Source organism: Streptomyces azureus (assembly GCF_001270025.1).
Taxonomy (GTDB): Bacteria; Actinomycetota; Actinomycetes; order Streptomycetales; family Streptomycetaceae; genus Streptomyces; species Streptomyces azureus.
Window position 1 is genome coordinate 37,456 of record NZ_DF968336.1, and the last position, 20,062, is coordinate 57,517.

A 20,062-nucleotide genomic window follows, 5' to 3' on the forward strand; every position below is an offset into this window, starting at 1 on the left:
TCCCACCAGAGCGAGGTCTCGTCGACGACCGGGGTGAGCTCGACGAGGGTGACCTCGTGGCGGCTCAAAGTCACGGGCCGGTCGACTCGGCCGGCGTCACCAGCCAGCCACCCACGCGTGCACACGGGCTCCGCCAAACCCCGAAAGCAGCAGCGCAGGACGCAGCCGACGCCACCGGCGTCACCAACCAGCCACCCACGCGTGCACGCAGGCTCCGCCAAACCCCGAAAGCAGCAGCGCAGGGCGCAGTCGACGCGGCCGGTGTCGGCGCGGTGTCGCCAGGCTCCGGTCAGCCGGTCGATCGGCGCGTCGGGGACGCGGATCACCCGTTCTCCTTCTTGAACCGCTCGTACGCCTTGTTGTGCAGGTCGACGAGCTGCTGCATGTTCTTCGACTTCAGTTCGGCGAGGTAGGCGTTCCATTCGGACAGCGGACGCTTGCCGAGGACGAACTGGAGGGTGTTCTGGATGACGGTGTCCTTGAGCGGGGTGTCCCAGAGGGTCGCCTGTTCCTGCTCGAAGGACTGGAGCGGGTGGGCCGGGTCGATGGGCAGCTGCTCGCGCTGGGTCATGGCGTCCTGGAACCTCTTCTCGTCCGGGCTGAAGGAGGAGGAGACCAGGTCCCAGCTGCCGCCGTAGGTGAAGACGCCGTTGAAGAAGCCGTAGTCCTTCTGGAGGTCCTTCGGGGCGTCCGGGTCGGAGCCCATGAGGGAGATGCCCGGCTTCAGCTCGGGCCGGCCGCCGGACTCGGTGTAGGTGACGCCCTCGACGCCCCACTTGCAGAACTTCTCGCCCTCGTCCGAGTACCAGAGCCAATCGAGGAACTGCATCATCGCGACGAAGCTGTCGCTCTTGAGGGCCTTGCTGGAGACCATGACGCCGTTCTCCAGGCGGGTGCCGCCGAGCACCACCGGGCCGGCCGGTCCGAGGGGCACCGGCACCATCTCGATCTTGGCGCCGTCGACCTGCTTCTGCAGGTTGTAGCGGTAGTTCTGCACCAGCTCCTGGGGGTTGGCGCTGATCGCGTAGGACTTCTGGGCGAGCAGTTTCTGCACGGCCTGGTCGTCGGTCTGGCTGAAGCTCTCGGGGTCCATGAGCTTCTCGGCGACGAGCCTGCGCAGGTATTCGACCATCCGACGGTAGGCGTCCTGGGCGCCGGTGAAGACGAACTTCTGCGCCTTGTGGTCGAAGCTGATGTTGTCGTACGCCCATCCGGCCCGGACGCCGAAGGCCTGGCCGAGGTAGAGGAACAGGGCTCCGCAGGGGAACGGGGTGTTGGTGCTCCAGCGGTCGGAGAAGGGGTACGTGCCGGGGTACTCCTCCTTGAGCGCCTTGAGGACGTCGTACACCTCGTCCCAGGTGGTGGGCAGGCTCAGGCCGTGGCGGTCGAGGACGTCCGTGCGGAAGGAGAGCGAGTAGCCGGACTTGACCTTCTCGTGCAGTCCGGGCAGCAGGTAGTACTTGCCGTCGGACTGGCGGATCGAGTCGAGCTCGGGCTCCAGCTTCCACTTGCGCACCTTCTCGCGGAAGTTGGGCATCAAGTGCACGTAGTCGCTGACCGGGAGGATCGCGCCCGACGAGACGAAGGCGACCTCGGAGGGGTGGTAGGTCTTGGGGATCAGGAAGGGAGCGTCTCCCGCGCCGATGAGGACGCTGCGCTTCTTCTCGTAGTCGGCGAGCGGGACGTCGACCGGTTCGAGGGTCACGCCGGTGCGCTTGGTGAGTTCCTTCCAGAACAGCCAGCCGTCCTTCATGGGGTAGACCGGGTTGTTGTTGTGCAGCACCGAGAAGGACAGCGGCTTGGCCGCCTTGAACCGCTGCCCGGCCCGGTAGTTCTTCATCGCCCCGTTCTGTTTCTTCGACAGGTCCTTCCCGTCCCCGCCGTCGTCTCCGCTGCCACAGCCGGTGAGGGTGGCGAGGCCGATGAAGCCGGCGGCGGCGAGTATCTGGCGCCGCGACAGCTGTCCTGCGTTCTGCACGGAGACTCCTTTGTTCCGTAGGCGAGTTGAGGAGGCGGCGTCAGCCCTTGACCGCGCCGAGCATCACGCCCGAGACGAAGTAGCGCTGGACGAACGGGTACACGCAGAGGATCGGCAGGGCGGTGAGGACGATGGTGACCGACTGGATGTTCGCGCCGACCTGGCTGAGCTGCTCCGTGCCCGCGCCGGCGTTGCCGCCACCGGTGGCGCCCTGGATGAGGTTGCGGAGGTAGACCGTGACCGGCATCAGATCCGTCCGGTCCATGTAGAGGAAGGCGCTGAACCAGGAGTTCCAGAAAGACACCGAGTAGAACAGCACCATCGTCGCGACGACCGCCTTGGACAGCGGCAGCACGATCCTGAGCAGGGTGCCGTACGTGCTGAGGCCGTCGATCTGCGCGGCCTCCTCCAGTTCGGTCGGCAGGTTCTCGAAGAAGGCCTTCATGACCAGGAGGTTGAAGACGCTGATCGCGTTCGGCAGGGCGATCGCCCAGACGCTGTTCTTCAGGCCGAGGCTGGTGACCAGGATGTAGTTCGGGATCAGGCCGCCGGTGAAGAACATCGTGAACACGGCGATCCCGACGAGCACGCCACGGCCCTTGAGGTGCTTCTTCGACAGCACGTAGGCGTAACACGTCGTCAGCACCATGGCCACGGCCGTCGCCACGACGGTGTACAGCACGGTGTTGCCGTAGTTCCGCCAGAACATCGCGTCCTGGAACACGATCTCGTACGTGGTGAGGTTGAACCCCTTGGGCAGCAGGGTCACCTCACCGGCCCGGATCTGCCGCTCCCCGCTGAAGGACCGCGCGAGGATGTTGACGAAGGGGTACAGGGTCACCAGCACGACGAGGGTGAGGACCACCCCGTTGACGCCCTGGAAGACCCGGTAGGAACGACTCGGCTTCACCACAGGCTCGTCCCCACTGTGCGGCGCGAGAGCTGGTTGGCGGACGTGATCAGGATCAGGCCGATGACCGCCTCGAACAGACCGATGGCGGCGGCGTAGCTGAAGCTGTTCGACTCCACACCGGAGCGGTAGACGTACGTCGAGATCACGTCGGCGGTCGGATACGTCAGCGGGTTGTACAGCAGCAGGACCTTCTCGAAGCCGACCGCCATGAACGCGCCGACGTTGAGGATCAGCAGCGTGACCATGGTGGGCCGGATGCCGGGCAGGGTGACGTGCCAGATCTGCTGCCAGCGGTTGGCGCCGTCGATGCGCGCGGCCTCGTACAGGTCCTCGTCGATCGTGGTGAGCGCGGCGAGGTAGAGGATCGTGCCCCAGCCGGCGGTCTGCCAGATCTCCGAGCCGACGTAGATCGTGCGGAACCACTCGGGTTCCTGGATGAAGCGGATCGGTTCGTGGCCGAACCAGCCGAGGACGTGGTTGACGGGGCCGTCACTGGCCAGCATCTGCATCGTGATGCCCGCGACGATCACGATCGACAGGAAGTGCGGAAGGTACGACACCGACTGCACGAACCGCTTCAGGGAGCGCCGGCGCACCTCGTTGAGCAGCAGCGCCAGCACGATCGGGACCGGGAAGCAGAACAGCAGCGTGAGCCCGCCGATCCACAGGGTGTTGCGGAACACCTGCCAGAAGGTGGGGTCGTCGAGGAACATCTGCACATAGCGCAGCCCCACCCACTCCTCGCCGAAGAGCGACCCGCCCGGCTCGAAACGCCGGAAGGCGATGACGTTGCCGATCATCGGCAGATAGCGGAAGACCAGGAAGAACAGCAGGGGCAGGATCGCCAGCGAGTACAACTGCCAGTCGCGGCGCAGCGCCCGCCGCCAGCCGGTCCGGGCGGGGTCCCGCTTGCCGCGTCGGGGTGCGGCTGAGGCCGGAGGCGGATCCTCGGTGCCCGGCGGGGCCGACGTGGTGGACGTGCTCATTGCTCGGGCCTCCCGTGGGCATGGGACGCGGAACCGAAACTTTCGAGCTTCTACCGGTAACTTCGCGGCAACTTAAGGGCAGCAGAAAGCGCTGTCAATGGGTGCAGCGGCAGTCGGCTGAGGCGCGTGTGCCGCGTTGAAAGTGCGTCGAACCTGGGTAGAGCCCAGGGACCTGCCGCCCGTCGTCCGTCGCAAGTTTCTGGATGACCACCGATTCCTGCGAGGTGTCGCCGTGCCCGCTTTCGACCTGCCGCTGACGGAACTGGAGCGCCATCGCCCGGACATCGCGGAGCCCGCCGACTTCGACGCGTTCTGGCTGCGCACGCTGAAGGAGGCCGGCCAGGCGGACCCGCTGGTGTCGGTGCGGCCGGTGGAGACGGGCCTGAGGCTGCCGCTGACCTGGGACGTGACGTTCCGGGGTTTCGCGCGCGACCCGGTACGCGCGTGGTTCAGCAGGCCGGCCGGTATCGGTGAACCCCTGCCCGCCGTCGTCGAGTTCGCCGGGTACGGACGCGGCCGGGGCCTGCCGCACGAGCGCCTGACATGGGTGAACGCCGGGTACGCGCACCTGCTCATGGACAATCGCGGCCAGGGCGACGAGTACGGCTGCGGCGGCCAGACGCCCGACCCGCACGCCACCGCCCCGGGCGGCCCCGGCCCGGCGGTACGCGGCCTGCTCACTCCCGAGGACTACCACTACCGGCGCCTGATCACGGATGCGGTGCGCGCGGTCACGGCGGTGCGGGAACTGCCCGGCGTCGACCCCGCACGGACCGTGGCCGTCGGCAACAGCCAGGGCGGCGGGCTGGCTCTGGCGGTCGCGGGACTCGTCCCCGACCTGGCGGCGCTGCTCGTCACGGCCCCCCTGCTGTGCGGCATCCGCCGCGCGCTCGACCTGACGGACGCGGGGCCGTACGGCGAGATCGCGTCGTACCTCGCCGTCCACCGTGGCGCCGAGCACGATGCCTACCGCACGCTCTCCTACGTCGAGGGCGTCTCCTTCGCCCGTCGCGCGCAGGCTCCGGCTCACTTCGGCGTGGGACTGCGGGACACGGTGTGCCCGCCGAGCGGGGCGTACGCCGCGTTCAACCGCTATGCCGAACTCACCGGCACGGACCCGCGCAAGGAGATCCACGCCTATCCGTTCAACGGGCACGAGGGGGGTGACGCGGTGCAGGTGCGGCGTCAACTGGCTTGGGCGCGGGAGGTGCTGGGCGGCTCGGAGTGATGACCGCACGGGTTTGCGGTCACCGTTCGGGGTTCGCCGCCCTGAGGTCCGGCCGGGACTCCGGGTGTGGGACGCCGGTCCGCCCCAAGGCCCCGCGATGCGGAGTTACTTCCCGTCGGGGTTACCTCCCGATCGGGGACTCCGCGGTGCAGCCGCCGGCGGTCACCAGACCATCGGCACTCTGTTCCTCGATCACCTTGCCCTTGTGGATGATCTTGCACGCGACCTGGGCGCCTTCGGGGTCGGCGGCGACCGGCATGACCGCCGCGGGCATGATGCCGCGCAGCGTGACCGTCTTCTTCCAGGGCAGTTCGGGCTTCGACACCGACTCGACCTTCGGCTCCATGGCCTTGCCACCGCCGCCGTGGAACTCGATCGAGTCGACGTTCTTCCCCGTGACCTCGTAGGTGACTTCGTACGTCTCGTCCACTGCCTTGTCGACCTGGTCGACAGCCTCGGAGCAGGAGCTGAGACCGAGTGCCAGGCCAGCGACGGCTACGGCGACGGCGGTTGCACGGATGGCGCGGTTCAAAGGGATCCCCCCGGATCACGAATGGTCGGATCGGCAGCCAACCGTGCCGGGAAACCAAAGTCAACTTCATTAACGCCGAGGCCAGTTCGCCGGGCGACGGTGAGGCAATGTGCGCCGGCCTGCACGCCCGCCCGTCCTGACCGGCGCTCTTGTGCCGCAGCCGTAGACAACTGCGCCGCTCGGCGCTAACTTCCGCAACAGCGGGGTGGGAGCGCTCCCATCACGGTGGACCGGAACCCGCCCTCGAGTCGCCCCCATCCCGCGCATCCGCGCACACGCATCCACAGGCCCGTACCTCAAGGAACGGACGATGCTGTCATGATCATGCCAAGAAACGCGGGGGGATCCCCCATGCCCCGATCAGCGCTTTCCACCCGGACCAGAGCCCTCTTCCTGGTCCTGCTCTCCCTCCTCGTCACCGTTCCGGCCCTCGGCCTGGTCATGACGGCCGGTGGTGAGGCGGAGGCGCACGGCACCCCCATGAAGCCCGGCAGCCGCACCTTCCTGTGCTGGCAGGACGGTCTGACCGACACCGGTGAGATCAAGCCGGTCAACCCGGCGTGCCGGGCCGCGCAGCAGGTCAGCGGCACCACGCCGTTCTACAACTGGTTCTCGGTGCTCCGCTCGGACGGCGCCGGCCGCACCCGGGGCTTCGTACCGGACGGCGAGCTGTGCAGCGGCGGCAACACCAACTTCACCGGGTTCAACACGCCCAGCAAGGACTGGCCGCTCACCCACCTCACCTCGGGCGCGACGGTCGACTTCTCGTACAACGCCTGGGCGGCGCACCCGGGTTGGTTCTACGTCTACATCACCAAGGACGGCTTCGACCCGACGAAGACGCTCACCTGGAACGACATGGAGGAGCGGCCGTTCCTGAGCGTCGACCACCCGCCGCTGAACGGCTCCCCCGGCACGGTCGAGGCCAACTACTCCTGGACCGGCAAGCTCCCCGAGGGCAAGTCGGGCCGCCACATCATCTACATGGTCTGGCAGCGCTCCGACAGCCAGGAGACCTTCTACTCCTGCTCGGACGTCGTCTTCGACGGCGGCAACGGCGAGGTGACCGGCATCAAGCAGCCGGGCAACCCGTCCGAGCCGGTGCCCGGCACCTGCACGGCCACCCGCAAGACGACCGGCAGCTGGAACGGCGGCTACCAGTCCGAGGTGACCGTCACCAACACCGGCACCGTCCCGATGCTCGGCTGGATGGTCGACTGGACGCTGCCGTCCGGCCAGAGGATCGAGAACCTGTGGAGCGGCAGCGCCACCTACAACGGCCAGTCGGTGATGGTCCACAACGCCGGCTGGAACGGCTCCCTCCAACCGGGCAAGAGCACGACGTTCGGGTACACCGTCTCCGGATCGGGCGGTGACAGTACGACGAGCCTGCCCTGCCGGGTGGGCTGAACCGTCGCTTCGGACGGGCCCGGTGGGCGTCGGTCACCGGGCCCGTTCGTTCCCGGCTTCGATGAGCGGAGAGCCGGTGCCCGGAGAGCCGGGAAGCACCCGCGACAGCCTGGCCGCTCACGCTTCCCCGCGCCTCGTCAGCCACCAGGTCAGCACGCCCGTGGCCACGCCCGCGAGCAGCAGCACGGCCACATGCCACATGGGCAGATGTACCTCAGCCGGGTTCTGGACGTCCGTGTTGACAAGGACAGTGAGGACCAACGGGTAGCCGAGCGTGACGGCCGTGCCGGCGCTGACCGCGGCGGTCAGCCTCGACCCCGAACTCTCCTTGGAGACCAGGGTCAGGACGGTGAACAGCAGTCCGAGACCGACGAGCATGCCACCGCCGAACCACAGCGCGGCGACCCGGCTCGTGAAGCCGTCAGCCCCACCGTCCCCCGAGAAGTGGGTGGCGAGCCGCCCGGGCAGCCGGTCGTAGCTCGCCAGAAACACACCGCCGTAGGCAGCGGTGGCGATGCCGAACGGAGCGGCGGTCAGGGCGCCCCTGCGGATGACGGACATACGGCTCTCCCACCTCGTGTCGTTGTTCTCATTGAATTGGTGCCCGGCGCGCTCCGTGAGGAGTGGACCGGACATTCCCTAGCGGCCCGCCGTCGCGAGGAGGCGGCGCAGGGCCCTGTGGGCCGGTGGACCCCAGGTGGGCTTGCCGCCGGGGCGGCCCCGGACGCCGGCCTCGCCGATGAGGACGCAGGCGAGTGCACGCAGGAGGGCCCAGCCGCGGGCGCGGCGCAGGGGCGCGGGGTCCGGGGCCGGCCGGTAGGTGTCGTGGAAGCGGTCGGCGGCGCCGTCCGGCAGCAGGATCCAGGCGGCGGCGAGGTCAAGGGCGGGGTCGCCCGCGCAGAGGTCGCCGAAGTCGATCACGCCGCAGAAGGAGCCGTCGGTGGTCAGGACGTTGGCCGGGTGCAGGTCGGCGTGGAGCCACACCGGCGGGCCCGTCCAGGCGGGAGCGGCCACGGCGTCCTCCCAGACCGCGCGGACCGCCTCCGGATCCGGGAGCAGTCCCAGCTCCGTGGCCGAGGCGACGTGCTCGGCGAACGACTCGGCGCTGTCGGACAGCGGGCCGCCACGGCCACGGCCGAGGGGAGCGTCGTGGGGAGCGGGGCGGTGCAGAGCCGTCAGGAACGCGGCCAGCGCCTCGGCCGATTCCGCAGGGCGGGTGGCGGGAGCGCGGTCGGCGGGCGCGCCCTGCACCCAGGTGGTGACGACCCAGGGCCGCGGGAAGCGCTCGGAGGGCTCGGCGAGGCGCTGCGGGACGGGGATCGGCAACGGTAGGTGCGGGGCGAGGGAGGGGAGCCAGGTGTGCTCCTTGCGCAGCAGCGCGTCCGCGGACTGCGTGGCCCAGGGCAACCGGACGGCCAGGTCGTCACCGAGGCGCCAGAGCTGGTCGTCCCAGCCGCGCGCCGAGCCGCACAGGGAGATCGGCCAGGTCGGGGTGCTGGTCGCGTAGCAGCTCCTTGATCAGTGCCGCCGTTATCCCGGTTTCGGTGTGGGTCGTGCGGCGCAACGTTAGCGGGGCGCGGCGGCTCGCCGGAGATGCGAGTGGCCGGAAATCGCAGGATGTGCTGACCCGAGCCGGTCCGTCGATCCCAGTCGGTCCCATATGTCGCTGTTATCCAGGTGTGCGATTCTGATGTGTGGGTGCCCTGCCGCTCATGTGGGGCGTGGATCCGCCGCGTCGTCGTCGCCTGAGTTCCGGGGACTCCCACCTGCCGGTAGCTGCGGCATGGACGGGAGGTGGATGCGGACATGCCCCATTACGGCGATGCCCGGGCCGCGGCCCCCGGCCTTCGGGTGCCGGGCCACGCGGGCACCGGTTCGCCTCGTCGCACGCAGGAGTCCGCCGCACGGGAGCGGGTCCTGGCGTTCGCCGGGGTGGCGCTGGCGGCGGTGTACGTACGGAGCGAGCACGGTGCGGAGCTCCTGCTGGTGGAGTGGGCCGGCGGCGAGCCGGAGCGGTACGGGTTGCCGAGTCGCGTGCGGCACGGCGGGGGCACCTCGCCCGCGCCGACGCCAGGCTACGCGGCGGCGTCGGGAGACAGTGGGCCCGCCGTGGTCGAGGCCTTCCGGAGTGGGCGGCCGCTGTGGCTCGCGAGTCGGCAGGAAGGCGGAGTCGCCGGTGCGCCGCTCGGGGCGGTGCCGCTGGGGGCCGCCGGCGGGTGGCTGGGGTGTCTGGTCGTGGTGGGAGAGGCCGGGGAGGGGTTCGGGGCCGAGCAGCGGGAGTTTCTGGAGCGGTATGCCGAGGCGGTCGCCGGACGGCTCCGGGGGGAGGCCGACCGGTCAGCCCCCTCACCCCTGCTGGATTCCGCCCTGCGTGCCCTGGGGGTCGGTTCCTTCGCCCTGACCCCGGGCACGGGGCTGGTCGAGACCGACCCGGCCCTGCTCGAACTGGTGGGCATCCCCGCGGGCGGTTTCGACGGCAAGACCGACACCCTGCTCTCGTACAGCGTCCCGGAGGACGTCCAAGCCCTGATGTCGGTCATCGAACCGTCCGCGCAGACCCCCGGGCGCCGGGAACTGGAGTTCCGTACCCGCCGGGCCACCGGTGAACTGTGCTGGCTGCGCCTGGACTGCCGCGTGCTGAAGGGGCCCGACGGCTCCCCGGAGCGGGTCCTGGGTGTGGTGACCGCGGCCCCCGTGCTGCGCCGGAGCGCCAGCGACGTCGCCCGGATCCAGTGGCTGACGGCCGCGCTCGACGACGCCACGACGGTTCGGGACGTCAGCCGCGTGGTGGTCGCCGCGCTGCGCGAGCCGCTGGGTGCCGGCCGGGTGGCGCTCGCCGAACTGCTGGAGGACCGGCTGGCGGTCACCGTGCTCGATCCGCCGGGGGCCGGCGCCTGGCCGGAACTGTGGCGTTCCGAGTGGCGCTCGGAGTGGCCCGACGCGCCGGTCACCGCCCTGCCCACGCTCCAGGCGGCGCTGCGCGACGGGCGGATGAGTCTGTGGCCGGCGGGTGCCGTGCTGGAACCCGGGCTCTCGGGGATCGGCCCCGGCGGGCTCGCGGTCCTGCCGCTGCCGGCGAAGGGCAGGGTGGCCGGGGTGTGCCTGGTCGGCTGGGACACGCCGCACGAGTTCGCGCCCGAGGAGCGGGCCCTGCTGACGGCGACCGCGGGCCTGGTGGGGCAGGCCCTGATCCGCGCGCACGCCTACGACGCCGAGCAGGAACTCGCGACGATGCTCCAGCGCAGCCTGCTGCCGCGCCGTCTCCCCCAGTTGCCCGGGGGCACCGCCGTGGCCCGTTATCTGCCCGCCCGGCGCGGGCTCCAGGTGGGCGGCGACTGGTACGACGTGATCGCGCTGTCGGAGGGGAAGGTGGCCCTGGTCATCGGTGATGTGCAGGGGCACAGCGCCGGAGCCGCGACGATCATGGGCCAGATGCGCACGGCGGTCCGGGCCTACGCCGTGGAGGGTCATCCGCCGGACGTGGTGGTCGCGCACGCCAACCGGCTGCTCGTCGGCATGGAGACCGACCTGTTCGCCACGTGCTGCTACGTCGAGCTGGACATGGAGGAGGGCAACGCGCTGTTCGTGCGGGCCGGGCATCTGTCCCCGCTGGTGCGTCATCCCGACGGCGGCACGGAGGAGATCTCGGTCGAGGGCGGGCTTCCACTGGGCGTGCTGGAGGACGCGGAATTCCCCCTGACGGCGTTGGCGCTGGCGCCCGGCGCGGTGCTCGCGCTGGTGACGGACGGGCTGGTCGAGTCGGCCGAGCTGGACGTGGACGAGGGCATGCGGATCGTGCGCGAGGCGCTCGCCGCGGCCGATCCCTCCGACCCGGGGCGGATGGCCGACGACCTGCTCGGCGAGGCCGGCCGCCGGGAGGACGACGTGGCGTTGCTGCTGCTGCGCTACGACGGGATGCGGGTGCGGCCGGTGCGGGCGGGCTGGGTGGTGTGGCGGCTGCCGGACGCGGTCATGCACGCCCGCCGGTTCAGCGCGCGCACGCTGCGTTCGTGGGACGTCGTGGACGAGGCCGACACCGTTCTGCTGGTGGTGTCCGAACTGGTCACAAACGCGCTGGTGCACACGCAGGGTGCGCTCCGGCTGGACCTGACTCTGGCTGCGGACCGGCTGCGGGTGACCGTGAGCGACTCCTCGCCGCGGGCGCCGGCCAAGCCGGTGGTCGTGGACTGGGAGTCGACCGGCGGCCGGGGGCTCTTCCTGGTCGAGGCGCTGTCGGCGGCCTGGGGGTCGGTGCCGGTCGGCGGCGGCAAGCAGGTGTGGAGCGAGATCGTCGTGTCCCGCCAGGAGCAGGAAGCGGACGGGGAACCGGAAACGGAGCCGACGACGGAGGCGGAACCGTGGGCCGAGCCCGAAGAGGAACGGGTGCCCGGCCGGGGCTGGGGCATCGGCCGCAACCGGGGCTGGGGCAGGGGCCGGAACCGCGACCGCAGCGGAGGCAGGGCCTCCGGTCGAACCCGGAGCCCAGACCGAAACCCGGACCCGGACGAGAGCCAAACCCCGGACACGAACAAAACCCGGGCCCCCGGCCCCACCCGGAGCCCAGACCGAAACCCGGACCCGGACGAGAGCCAAACCCCGGACACGAACAAAACCCGGCGCTCGAGCCGAAGCCGGGACCGCGATCAGTCCTGGAGCCGAGACCGGAATCCGGGCCCCAACCCGAGCGCGGGCGGAGGCCGAACCGGCCAGACCCCGGTCCCGAACCCGGACACGAGCGAGGGCCGAGCCCCGGACCGGTACCGGGCCCCGGACCGGAGCAGCCCCCGGGGGGCAGGCCGTTCCCAGGAGGGAGGTCCGGGATGAGGAGCCGTAGGTGGCGGCTGGGCGCCGGGCTCGTCGCGACTCTCATGGCGGTGTCCCTGGCCGGCTGCACCGAGGACGGTGGGCAGGGCGAGGGCGGGTTCACCGTCGGGCTGCTGCTGCCGAGCCGCGCGGTGCCCCGCTGGGAGCAGTCCGACAAGCCCTTGATCGAGAAGCGGGTGAAGGAGCTGTGCGCCGACTGCCGGGTCGTGTACGCCAACGCGGAGAACGACGCGGCAAGCCAGCGGCAGCAGATGAACTCCATGATCACCAGAGGTGTTTCCGTCCTGATCCTGGACGTCGTCGACCCCAAGGCGCTGCGTTCCTCGGTCCGCGCGGCGGACCGCGCGGGCATCCCGGTCGTCGCCTACGACCGGCTCGCCGAGGGCCCGATCTCGGGTTTCGTCAGTTTCGACGGCGGCCGGGTCGGCAGACTCCAGGGCGAGGCACTGCTGAAGGGCATGAAAGCCAGAGCCGACGACGGCGGCGTCGTCATGGTGAACGGCGATTCCTCCAGCCCCAACGCCGCCTGGTACGAGGGCGGCGCCCGGTCCGTGCTCCAGGACAAGGTGCGGATCCTCAAGTCGTACAACACCCTCGGCTGGCGCACGGAGAACGCGCACGACCACATGTCCGCCGCGATCAGTGCCCTCGGCCCGAACCAGATCGACGGCGTGCTCGCCGCCAACGACTCGATCGCCGCCGGCGTCATCGCGGCCCTCAAGAGCGCCCGCGTCGCGCCGCTGCCCCCGGTCACCGGCCAGGACGCCGACCTCGACGCCGTGCGGCGCATCGTCAAGGGCGAGCAGTACATGACCGTCTACAAGCCCTTCCGGCAGGAGACCGAGGCGGCCTCCGCCATGGCCGTCGCCCTGGCGCGCGGCAACGACCTCGACGCCCTCGTCACGACGACCGTGGACAGCCCCACCACAAGGGACGTCCCGGCCGTGCTGCTCGACCCGGTCTCCGTGACGGCCGAGACCATCGGGCGGACGCTCGTCCGGGACGGCGTCCACACGATCGACCAGATCTGCACCCCGAAGCTCCGGTCGGCCTGCGACCGGATCGGGCTCACCCGGTGAGGGAGGTGATCCCCCGTGGCCCATCCACCCGTACTGGCGTTGCGCGGCATCTCCAAGCGGTTCGGCGGCGTGCAGGCGCTCGTCGACGTCGACCTCAAGGTCAGGGCCGGTGAGGTCGTGGCCCTGGCGGGCGACAACGGCGCCGGCAAGTCCACGCTGATCAAGGTGATCTCGGGTGTGAGCCCGGCCGACCGGGGCGTCATCGAGTGGGAGGGGCGGCTCGTGCAGATCAAACGCCCGCACGACGCCCATGCCCTGGGCATCGCGACCGTGTACCAGGACCTCGCCATGTGCGACAACCTGGACGTCGTCGGCAATCTCTTCCTCGGCCGGGAGATCGACCGGGTGGGCATCCTCGACGAGGTGGAGATGGAGCGCCGCGCCCGCGATCTGATGCGGACCCTGTCGATCCGTATCCCCGACGTGCGCGTGCCGGTCGCGGCGCTGTCCGCCGGGCAGCGGCAGGCCGTCGCGATCTCCCGCTCGCTCATGGGCGCGCCCAAGGTGCTGCTGCTCGACGAGCCCACCGCCGCCCTGGGCGTCGAGCAGACCAGCCATCTGCTCGACCTCATCGAGGAGGTGCGCGACCGCGGCATGGCGATCATCCTCATCAGCCACAACATGGGCGACATCAAGGCCGTCGCGGACCGGGTCGCCGTACTGCGGCTGGGCCGCAACAACGGTCTGTTCGACGTCAGTACCGTGACGCAGGAGCAGATCATCTCGTCCGTCACCGGGGCGGCGGACAACGCCGTGGCGCATCGCACGAAGGGCGACGAGGAGGCGTGGCCGTGACCGGGGGCGGGCCGCCCCGGGGCGGCGGCGCCGGGCCGGTCGCGCCCGGCCGAGGGCCGCGCACCCGCGGCTGGCCCGGCAGTCTGCGCGACTACGCCCTGGAGATGCGCGGCACTGTGCGGGACGGCGAGCGCGGGCCGCTGCTGGTGATCGCCGGGCTGATCGTGATCTGGATCGTCTTCCAGGCGCTGGACGACAAGTTCCTCTCGCCGCGCAACCTGTCCAATCTGAGCGTGGACATCGTCGGGACCGGCCTGGTCGCCGTCGGCATCGTGTTCGTGCTGCTGATCCGGGAGATCGATCTGTCGGTCGGCTCGGTCAGCGGCCTGGCGGGGGCCGCGTTCGCCGTGCTGAACGTGAACCACGGGATGCCGGAGTGGCTCGCGGTGATCGTGGCGATCGCCGCGGGCATGGCGGTGGGCGCCTTCCACGGATTGTTCTTCGCGTGGCTCGGCGTGCCCGCGTTCGTCGTGACCCTCGCGGGGCTGCTGATCTGGAACGGCCTGACGCTCGACCTGCTGGGCGCGAGCGGCACCATCAACATCGACGAGGAGGGCCTGGTCGCCTCCCTGACCAGCCGGCACTTCGGTGACGACGCGGCGGCCTACGCGGTGGCGGCGCTCGGCACGGCCGGGTACTTCCTGGCCGCCCACCGCAAGCGCGCCCGGCACCGGGCCGCCGGGATGCCGTACCGGCCGACGGGCGAGATCTGGGTGCGCACCGGTCTCCTCGCGGTGCTCGCCTTCGCCGCGGCCCACACGCTCAACCGGTTCCAGGGGCTGCCGCTCGCCCTGCTGATCTTCCTGGTGGTCCTCGTCGTCTCGGACTACGTGCTGCGCCGTACCCGCTACGGGCGGCGGGTGTACGCGCTCGGCGGCGGGGTCGAGGCGGCGCGCCGGGCGGGCATCTCCGTGGAACGGGTACGGGTCGCGATGTTCATGGTGTCGGGGACGCTGGCCGCGATCGGCGGGCTGTTCGTGGCCTCAGGTCTGACCTCGGCGAGCCCCACGACGGCCCGTGCCGCCGGTTCCGGGATGCTGCTGATCAACGCGATCGCCGCGGCCGTCATCGGCGGTACGAGCCTGTTCGGGGGGCGCGGCTCGCCCTGGTCCGTGCTGCTCGGCGTGCTGGTCATCCAGTCGATCGCCTCGGGCATGGGGCTGCTGGGAGTGGAGGACGCCGTGCAGTTCATGATCACGGGCGCGGTGCTGCTGGCCGCCGTCGCGGCCGACGCGCTCTCCAGACGCGCGGCGGCCCGGCGGGGCCGCCCATGAGACACGACCATTTGTCCCGTAATGCCTAAGAAACGGCAAGGATGGGTAGGGGGCGGAGTGCCATGAAACGCAGCCTCCTCGTCCGGGCGGCCGTGGCCGCCACGGCCGTCGCAGGCCTGGTCCTCGCCGGATGCGGTGACACGGACCCGCCCGGCGGCGAGCAGGTCGACCTCAGTGTGCTCGCCACGGACGTGCCCCAGGTGCAGACCCTCAAGAAACTCACCAAGAAGTACTTCACCGCGGAGACCGGCATCACGGTCGACTACACCGTGCTGCCGGAGAACGAGACGCGGGAGCGGATGAACCGCGAGTTCGCGACCCAGGCCGGCACCTACGACGTGGCGAGCGTGAGCGCGTACGAGGTGCCGATCTACTCGGACAACGGCTGGCTCGCCCCGCTGGACTCCTATGTGAAGGCCGACAAGGACTTCGACCAGGACGATGTCTTCCCCAACCTGGTGTCCTCGCTGACCGGTGAGGACGGCAAGCTCTACGCCGAGCCGTTCTACGGCGAGGGTTCCTTCCTGATGTACCGCAAGGACCTCTTCCGCAAGGACGGGCTGACCATGCCGTCGAACCCGACCTGGCAGCAGGTCGCCGACCTCGCCGCCCAGGTCGACGGCACCGACGGCGCGAGCGGCATCTGCCTGCGCGGCCTGCCCGGCTGGGGCCAGAACCTCGCCCCGATCAACACGGTCGTCAACACCTTCGGCGGCGCCTGGTACGACATGGACTGGAACGCGCGCCTGACCTCACCCGAGTTCAAGAGGGCTGTCGGCTTCTACGTCGACCTGCTCCGCTCCCACGGCCAGCCCGGCGCCGAACGGATGGGCGTGCTGGAGATCCTCGACAGCTTCGTCGCGGGCAAGTGCGCCATGATGTACGACGCCACGTCGCTGGCCTCGTCGATCGAGGCCGACGGTTCCTCGGTCAAGGGCAAGGTCGGCTACGTCCCGGCCCCGCACGACCGGACCGAGAAGGCCGGCTGGCTGTGGACCTGGGCGTGGGGCGTCCAGCAGGCCTCCGACAACAAGGACGCCGCCTGGGAGTTCATCTCCTGGGCCTCCTCCAAGGAGTACCAGGAGCTGGTCGGGCAGGAGGTGGGCTGGACCGCGGCGCCCGCCGGGAACCGCAAGTCGCTCTACGCCAACCCCGAGTACCAGCAGGCGGCCGGCGCCTGGTACCGGCAGGAGTACACGGCGGCGACCGATTCCGCCGACCCGAAGAACCCCGGCGTCGCCCCCCGCCCCTACACCGGCATCGGCTTCCTGGGGATTCCCGAGTTCGCCGTGCTCGGTACGGCGGTCTCCGAGCAGATCGCCGCGGCCATCGCCGGGCACCAGTCGGTGGACACGGCCCTGGACAAGTCGCAGGATCTCGCTCAGGCCGCGGCGGCGAAGTACCGGGGCGAGTGACCAGGTCCCGCTGGGCGAGGACGCCGACGAGCGCCATCGCGGTACAGACGGCGACGAGGGCGGCACCGACGCGGACGAGGAGCCGGGTGGGCGGTGACCCAGAGGCGCCAGACATGTACCGATCCTGTCCCGGCCCGCTGGGGGGACCCCGTGTTCAGCCTGAGCGCGGGCGATGCCCCCGTGCCGTCGGCCACCCGTCCTGGCGTCAACGGCGCGGGCCGCGCCCCCGGTCACCCGGAAACGCGGCCCTGGAACTGCCGTGAACTGCCTTGCCGGTCCGCTTACTTGCGGATCAGGCTGCGCAGCACGTACTGCATGATGCCGCCGTTGCGGTAGTAGTCCGCCTCGCCGGGGGTGTCGATGCGGACGACCGCGTCGAACTCGACGCCGGTGTCGGTGGTGACCTTCACCGTGCGCGGGGTGGTGCCCTCGTTGAGCTCGGTGACGCCGGAGATGGAGAAGGTCTCCTCGCCGGTCAGGCCGAGGGACTCGGCGGACTGGCCCTCCGGGAACTGCAGCGGCAGGACGCCCATGCCGATGAGGTTCGAGCGGTGGATGCGCTCGTACGACTCGGCGATGACGGCCTTGACGCCGAGGAGCGCCGTACCCTTGGCCGCCCAGTCGCGGGACGAGCCGGAGCCGTACTCCTTGCCGGCCAGGACGACCAGCGGGATGCCGGCGGCCTGGTAGTTCTGCGAGGCGTCGTAGATGAAGGAGACCGGGCCGTCCTCCTGCGTGAAGTCACGCGTGTAGCCGCCCTCGGTGCCCGGCGCGATCTGGTTGCGCAGGCGGATGTTGGCGAACGTGCCGCGGATCATGACCTCGTGGTTGCCGCGGCGGGAGCCGTAGCTGTTGAAGTCGCGACGCTCGACGCCGTGCTCCGTGAGGTACTTGCCCGCCGGGGTGTCGGCCTTGATCGCACCGGCCGGGGAGATGTGGTCGGTGGTGACCGAGTCGCCCAGCTTGGCCAGCACACGGGCGCCGGAGATGTCGGAGACCGGGGTGGTCTCCATCGTCATGCCCTCGAAGTACGGGGGCTTGCGGACGTACGTCGACTGCGGGTCCCACTCGAAGGTGTTGCCGGTCGGGATCGGCAGCGCCTGCCACTGGGCGTCGCCCGCGAAGACGTCCGAGTAGGACTTGGAGAACATGTCCTCGCCGATGGCGTTGGCGACGACGTCGTTCACCTCGGCCTCGGAGGGCCAGATGTCCTTCAGGAAGACCGGGTTGCCGTCCTGGTCGGTGCCCAGGGCGTCACGCGTGATGTCCACCTTCATGGAGCCGGCGAGGGCGTAGGCGACGACCAGCGGCGGGGACGCCAGGTAGTTCATCTTGACGTCGGGGTTGATACGGCCCTCGAAGTTCCGGTTGCCGGAGAGGACCGAGGTGACCGCGAGGTCGTTGTCGTTGACGGCCTTGGAGACCTCCTCCGGCAGCGGGCCGGAGTTGCCGATGCAGGTGGTGCAGCCGTAGCCGACGAGGTTGAAGCCGACCTTGTCGAGGTACGGGGTCAGGCCCGCCTTGTCGAAGTAGTCGGTGACGACCTTGGAGCCCGGGGCGAGGGTGGTCTTGACCCACGGCTTGCGGGTCAGGCCCTTCTCGACCGCCTTCTTGGCCACCAGGGCGGCGGCGACCATGACGTAGGGGTTGGAGGTGTTGGTGCAGGAGGTGATGGCCGCGACGGTCACGGCGCCGTGGTCGATCTCGTAGGTCGAGCCGTCGGGGGCGGTGACGGTGACCGGGTTCGACGGAACGGCGGCACCGGTGCCGTCGGCGTGCTGCGGCGCGCCGGCGCCGTTCTCCTGGTTGCCGTAGGCGGGGGCGTCGGAGGCCGGGAAGGACTCGTCGCTCGCCTCGTCGACCGGGGAGGCGGCGGTGGCCTGCTGCGCCACGGGCGCCTCGACGTAGTTGAGGACGTCCTTCGCGAACTGCTGGGCGGCCTCCGCCAGGACGATACGGTCCTGCGGACGCTTCGGGCCGGCGATGGAGGGGACGACCGTGGAGAGGTCGAGCTCCAGCTTCTCGGAGAAGTCCGGCTCGGCCTTCGGGTCCAGCCAGAGGCCCTGCTGCTTGGCGTACGCCTCGACGAGGGCGAGCTGCTGCTCGGAGCGGCCGGTCAGCTTCAGGTACTTGATGGTCTCGTCGTCGATCGGGAAGATCGCGGCGGTGGAGCCGAACTCCGGCGACATGTTGCCGATGGTGGCGCGGTTGGCGAGGCTCGTCGCCGCCACACCCTCGCCGTAGAACTCGACGAACTTGCCGACGACGCCGTGCTTGCGGAGCATCTCGGTGATGGTCAGCACGAGGTCGGTGGCGGTGGTGCCGGGGGTGAGCTCACCGGTCAGCTTGAAGCCGACGACGCGCGGGATGAGCATGGAGACCGGCTGGCCGAGCATGGCGGCCTCGGCCTCGATGCCGCCGACGCCCCAGCCCAGCACACCGAGACCGTTGACCATGGTGGTGTGCGAGTCGGTGCCGACGAGGGTGTCGGGGTACGCCTGGCCGTTCCGCACCATCACGGTCCGGGCCAGGTGCTCGATGTTCACCTGGTGGACGATGCCGGTGCCGGGCGGGACGACCTTGAACTCGTCGAAGGCGGTCTGGCCCCAGCGCAGGAACTGGTAGCGCTCGCGGTTGCGGCCGTACTCCAGCTCGACGTTCTGCGCGAAGGCCTCGTTCGTGCCGAACTTGTCGGCGATCACGGAGTGGTCGATGACCAGCTCGGCCGGCGCCAGCGGGTTGATCTTCGCCGGGTCACCGCCCAGCTCCTTCACGGCCTCACGCATGGTCGCGAGGTCCACGACACAGGGAACGCCGGTGAAGTCCTGCATGATCACGCGGGCCGGCGTGAACTGGATCTCCTGCGACGGCTGGGCCTGCGAGTCCCAGCCGCCGAGGGCGCGGATGTGGTCGGCGGTGATGTTCGCGCCGTCCTCGGTACGGAGCAGATTCTCCAGCAGGACCTTGAGGCTGTACGGAAGGCGGGCCGAGCCCTCCACCTTGTCCAGCCGGAAGATCTCGTACGACTCGTCGCCCACCTGCAGCGTGCTGCGGGCGTCGAAGCTGTTCGCCGACACGACAGTCTCCTTCATTGATGTGCGCGTACCACCACGATCCTGCCGCCACGGCCTCTCGACCAATCCGCTAAGGTAAGGCTAAGTTAGGTAACCCTTACCGTTGGACTCGATGACGGCGTGCGTCTGCGGTGCTCCTCGGCAGATATCTCGATGTCGAGATAACTCTAGTACACCGGGGGCGGTTGGTCATGCCCCGGCGTCCGCCATGCGGTCTGCACGCCCCTCTCCGGGGTATCCGAACCAGGTATCCACGTCACGAACGGAGAGGAGACAGGCATGCCGCTCACGTTCCGCAAGAGTTTCCGGATCCTTCCGGGGGTGCGCCTGAACATCAACAAGCGCTCCTGGTCCATCACGACCGGCGGCGGGAAGAACGGCCCGCGTTACACCCGCAGCAGTACGGGACGTCGTACGACATCGATGGATTTGCCCGGACCTTTCGGGTGGCGGCGTACACGCACGACTCGCCGACACTGAAGCGACCGGGGGAAATTGACTTCCCGTCACCCGAAGGGACCCCCCGGTCGGGCGCCATCTCATATCCGAGATAA

The 20,062-nt window shown here is 70.1% G+C and carries 13 protein-coding genes and 2 pseudogenes; 8 read left to right on the forward strand and 7 right to left on the reverse strand.

The genetic code is table 11. From position 1 onward, the window contains the following. Window positions 1-322: 322 nt before the first annotated feature. From AOQ53_RS25405 to AOQ53_RS25415, 3 genes are read right to left on the reverse strand one after another with little or no spacing between them, the layout of a single operon-like run. The gene (locus tag AOQ53_RS25405) at window positions 323-1,978 is read right to left on the reverse strand and encodes an ABC transporter substrate-binding protein (protein WP_059420703.1); all 1,656 of its coding nucleotides are present in this window, start codon (window positions 1,976-1,978) and stop codon (window positions 323-325) included. A 40-nt stretch (window positions 1,979-2,018) separates the two neighbouring features. Further along, the gene (locus AOQ53_RS25410) at window positions 2,019-2,891 is read right to left on the reverse strand and encodes a carbohydrate ABC transporter permease (RefSeq protein ID WP_059420705.1); all 873 of its coding nucleotides are present in this window, start codon (window positions 2,889-2,891) and stop codon (window positions 2,019-2,021) included. Next, a complete protein-coding gene (locus tag AOQ53_RS25415; RefSeq protein ID WP_059420707.1) occupies window positions 2,885-3,877 on the reverse strand; it encodes an ABC transporter permease in 993 nt (330 codons plus the stop codon). The genes AOQ53_RS25410 and AOQ53_RS25415 overlap by 7 nt, the downstream gene beginning before the upstream one ends. Before the next feature lie 232 nt (window positions 3,878-4,109). Between AOQ53_RS25415 and AOQ53_RS25420 the strand changes: the two genes are divergently transcribed. Next, entirely contained in the window at window positions 4,110-5,105 is a 996-nt protein-coding gene (locus tag AOQ53_RS25420; RefSeq protein WP_059420709.1) for an acetylxylan esterase, read from the forward strand. Window positions 5,106-5,226: 121 nt separating this feature from the next. Here the strand turns inward: AOQ53_RS25420 and AOQ53_RS25425 are convergent, their stop codons facing one another. Continuing rightward, complete coding sequence (locus AOQ53_RS25425) at window positions 5,227-5,637, reverse strand: MmpS family transport accessory protein (protein ID WP_059420711.1); 411 nt, start codon at window positions 5,635-5,637, stop codon at window positions 5,227-5,229. Window positions 5,638-5,988: 351 nt separating this feature from the next. Between AOQ53_RS25425 and AOQ53_RS25430 the strand changes: the two genes are divergently transcribed. After that, window positions 5,989-7,047 (forward strand): lytic polysaccharide monooxygenase auxiliary activity family 9 protein, encoded by a 1,059-nt coding sequence (locus tag AOQ53_RS25430; protein ID WP_059420712.1) that lies wholly within the window; start codon window positions 5,989-5,991, stop codon window positions 7,045-7,047. Window positions 7,048-7,164: 117 nt separating this feature from the next. Here AOQ53_RS25430 and AOQ53_RS25435 read toward each other — a convergent pair whose 3' ends face one another. Both AOQ53_RS25435 and AOQ53_RS25440 read right to left on the reverse strand, forming a co-directional pair. Next, window positions 7,165-7,608 (reverse strand): DUF1648 domain-containing protein, encoded by a 444-nt coding sequence (locus AOQ53_RS25435; RefSeq protein WP_059420714.1) that lies wholly within the window; start codon window positions 7,606-7,608, stop codon window positions 7,165-7,167. A 78-nt stretch (window positions 7,609-7,686) separates the two neighbouring features. Further along, window positions 7,687-8,611, reverse strand: a pseudogene (locus AOQ53_RS25440) (aminoglycoside phosphotransferase family protein). 242 nt (window positions 8,612-8,853) lie between these two features. Between AOQ53_RS25440 and AOQ53_RS25445 the strand changes: the two are divergent. The 5 genes and pseudogenes from AOQ53_RS25445 to AOQ53_RS25465 form a co-directional block, all read left to right on the forward strand. Continuing rightward, window positions 8,854-11,358, forward strand: a pseudogene (locus tag AOQ53_RS25445) (SpoIIE family protein phosphatase); the annotation flags it as partial. Between the two features lie 509 nt (window positions 11,359-11,867). Further along, window positions 11,868-12,950, forward strand: a complete 1,083-nt coding sequence (locus tag AOQ53_RS25450) for a substrate-binding domain-containing protein (RefSeq protein WP_059420715.1) — start codon at window positions 11,868-11,870, stop codon at window positions 12,948-12,950. A 15-nt stretch (window positions 12,951-12,965) separates the two neighbouring features. Beyond that, complete coding sequence (locus tag AOQ53_RS25455) at window positions 12,966-13,745, forward strand: ATP-binding cassette domain-containing protein (RefSeq protein WP_059420717.1); 780 nt, start codon at window positions 12,966-12,968, stop codon at window positions 13,743-13,745. Further along, window positions 13,736-15,019, forward strand: a complete 1,284-nt coding sequence (locus AOQ53_RS25460; RefSeq protein WP_059420718.1) for a sugar ABC transporter permease — start codon at window positions 13,736-13,738, stop codon at window positions 15,017-15,019. The genes AOQ53_RS25455 and AOQ53_RS25460 overlap by 10 nt, the downstream gene beginning before the upstream one ends. Before the next feature lie 62 nt (window positions 15,020-15,081). Beyond that, on the forward strand, window positions 15,082-16,434 hold the full coding sequence (locus AOQ53_RS25465) for an ABC transporter substrate-binding protein (RefSeq protein ID WP_059420719.1): 1,353 nt from the start codon (window positions 15,082-15,084) through the stop codon (window positions 16,432-16,434). A gap of 281 nt (window positions 16,435-16,715) precedes the next feature. On the opposite strand, the gene AOQ53_RS25470 is transcribed toward AOQ53_RS25465, so the two are convergent. Then, window positions 16,716-19,511, reverse strand: coding sequence for an aconitate hydratase (locus tag AOQ53_RS25470; protein WP_059420734.1), 2,796 nt, complete (start codon window positions 19,509-19,511; stop codon window positions 16,716-16,718). A gap of 276 nt (window positions 19,512-19,787) precedes the next feature. Between AOQ53_RS25470 and AOQ53_RS41585 the strand changes: the two genes are divergently transcribed. Next, entirely contained in the window at window positions 19,788-19,988 is a 201-nt protein-coding gene (locus AOQ53_RS41585) for a DUF4236 domain-containing protein (RefSeq protein WP_078945495.1), read from the forward strand. Window positions 19,989-20,062 lie beyond the last annotated feature (74 nt).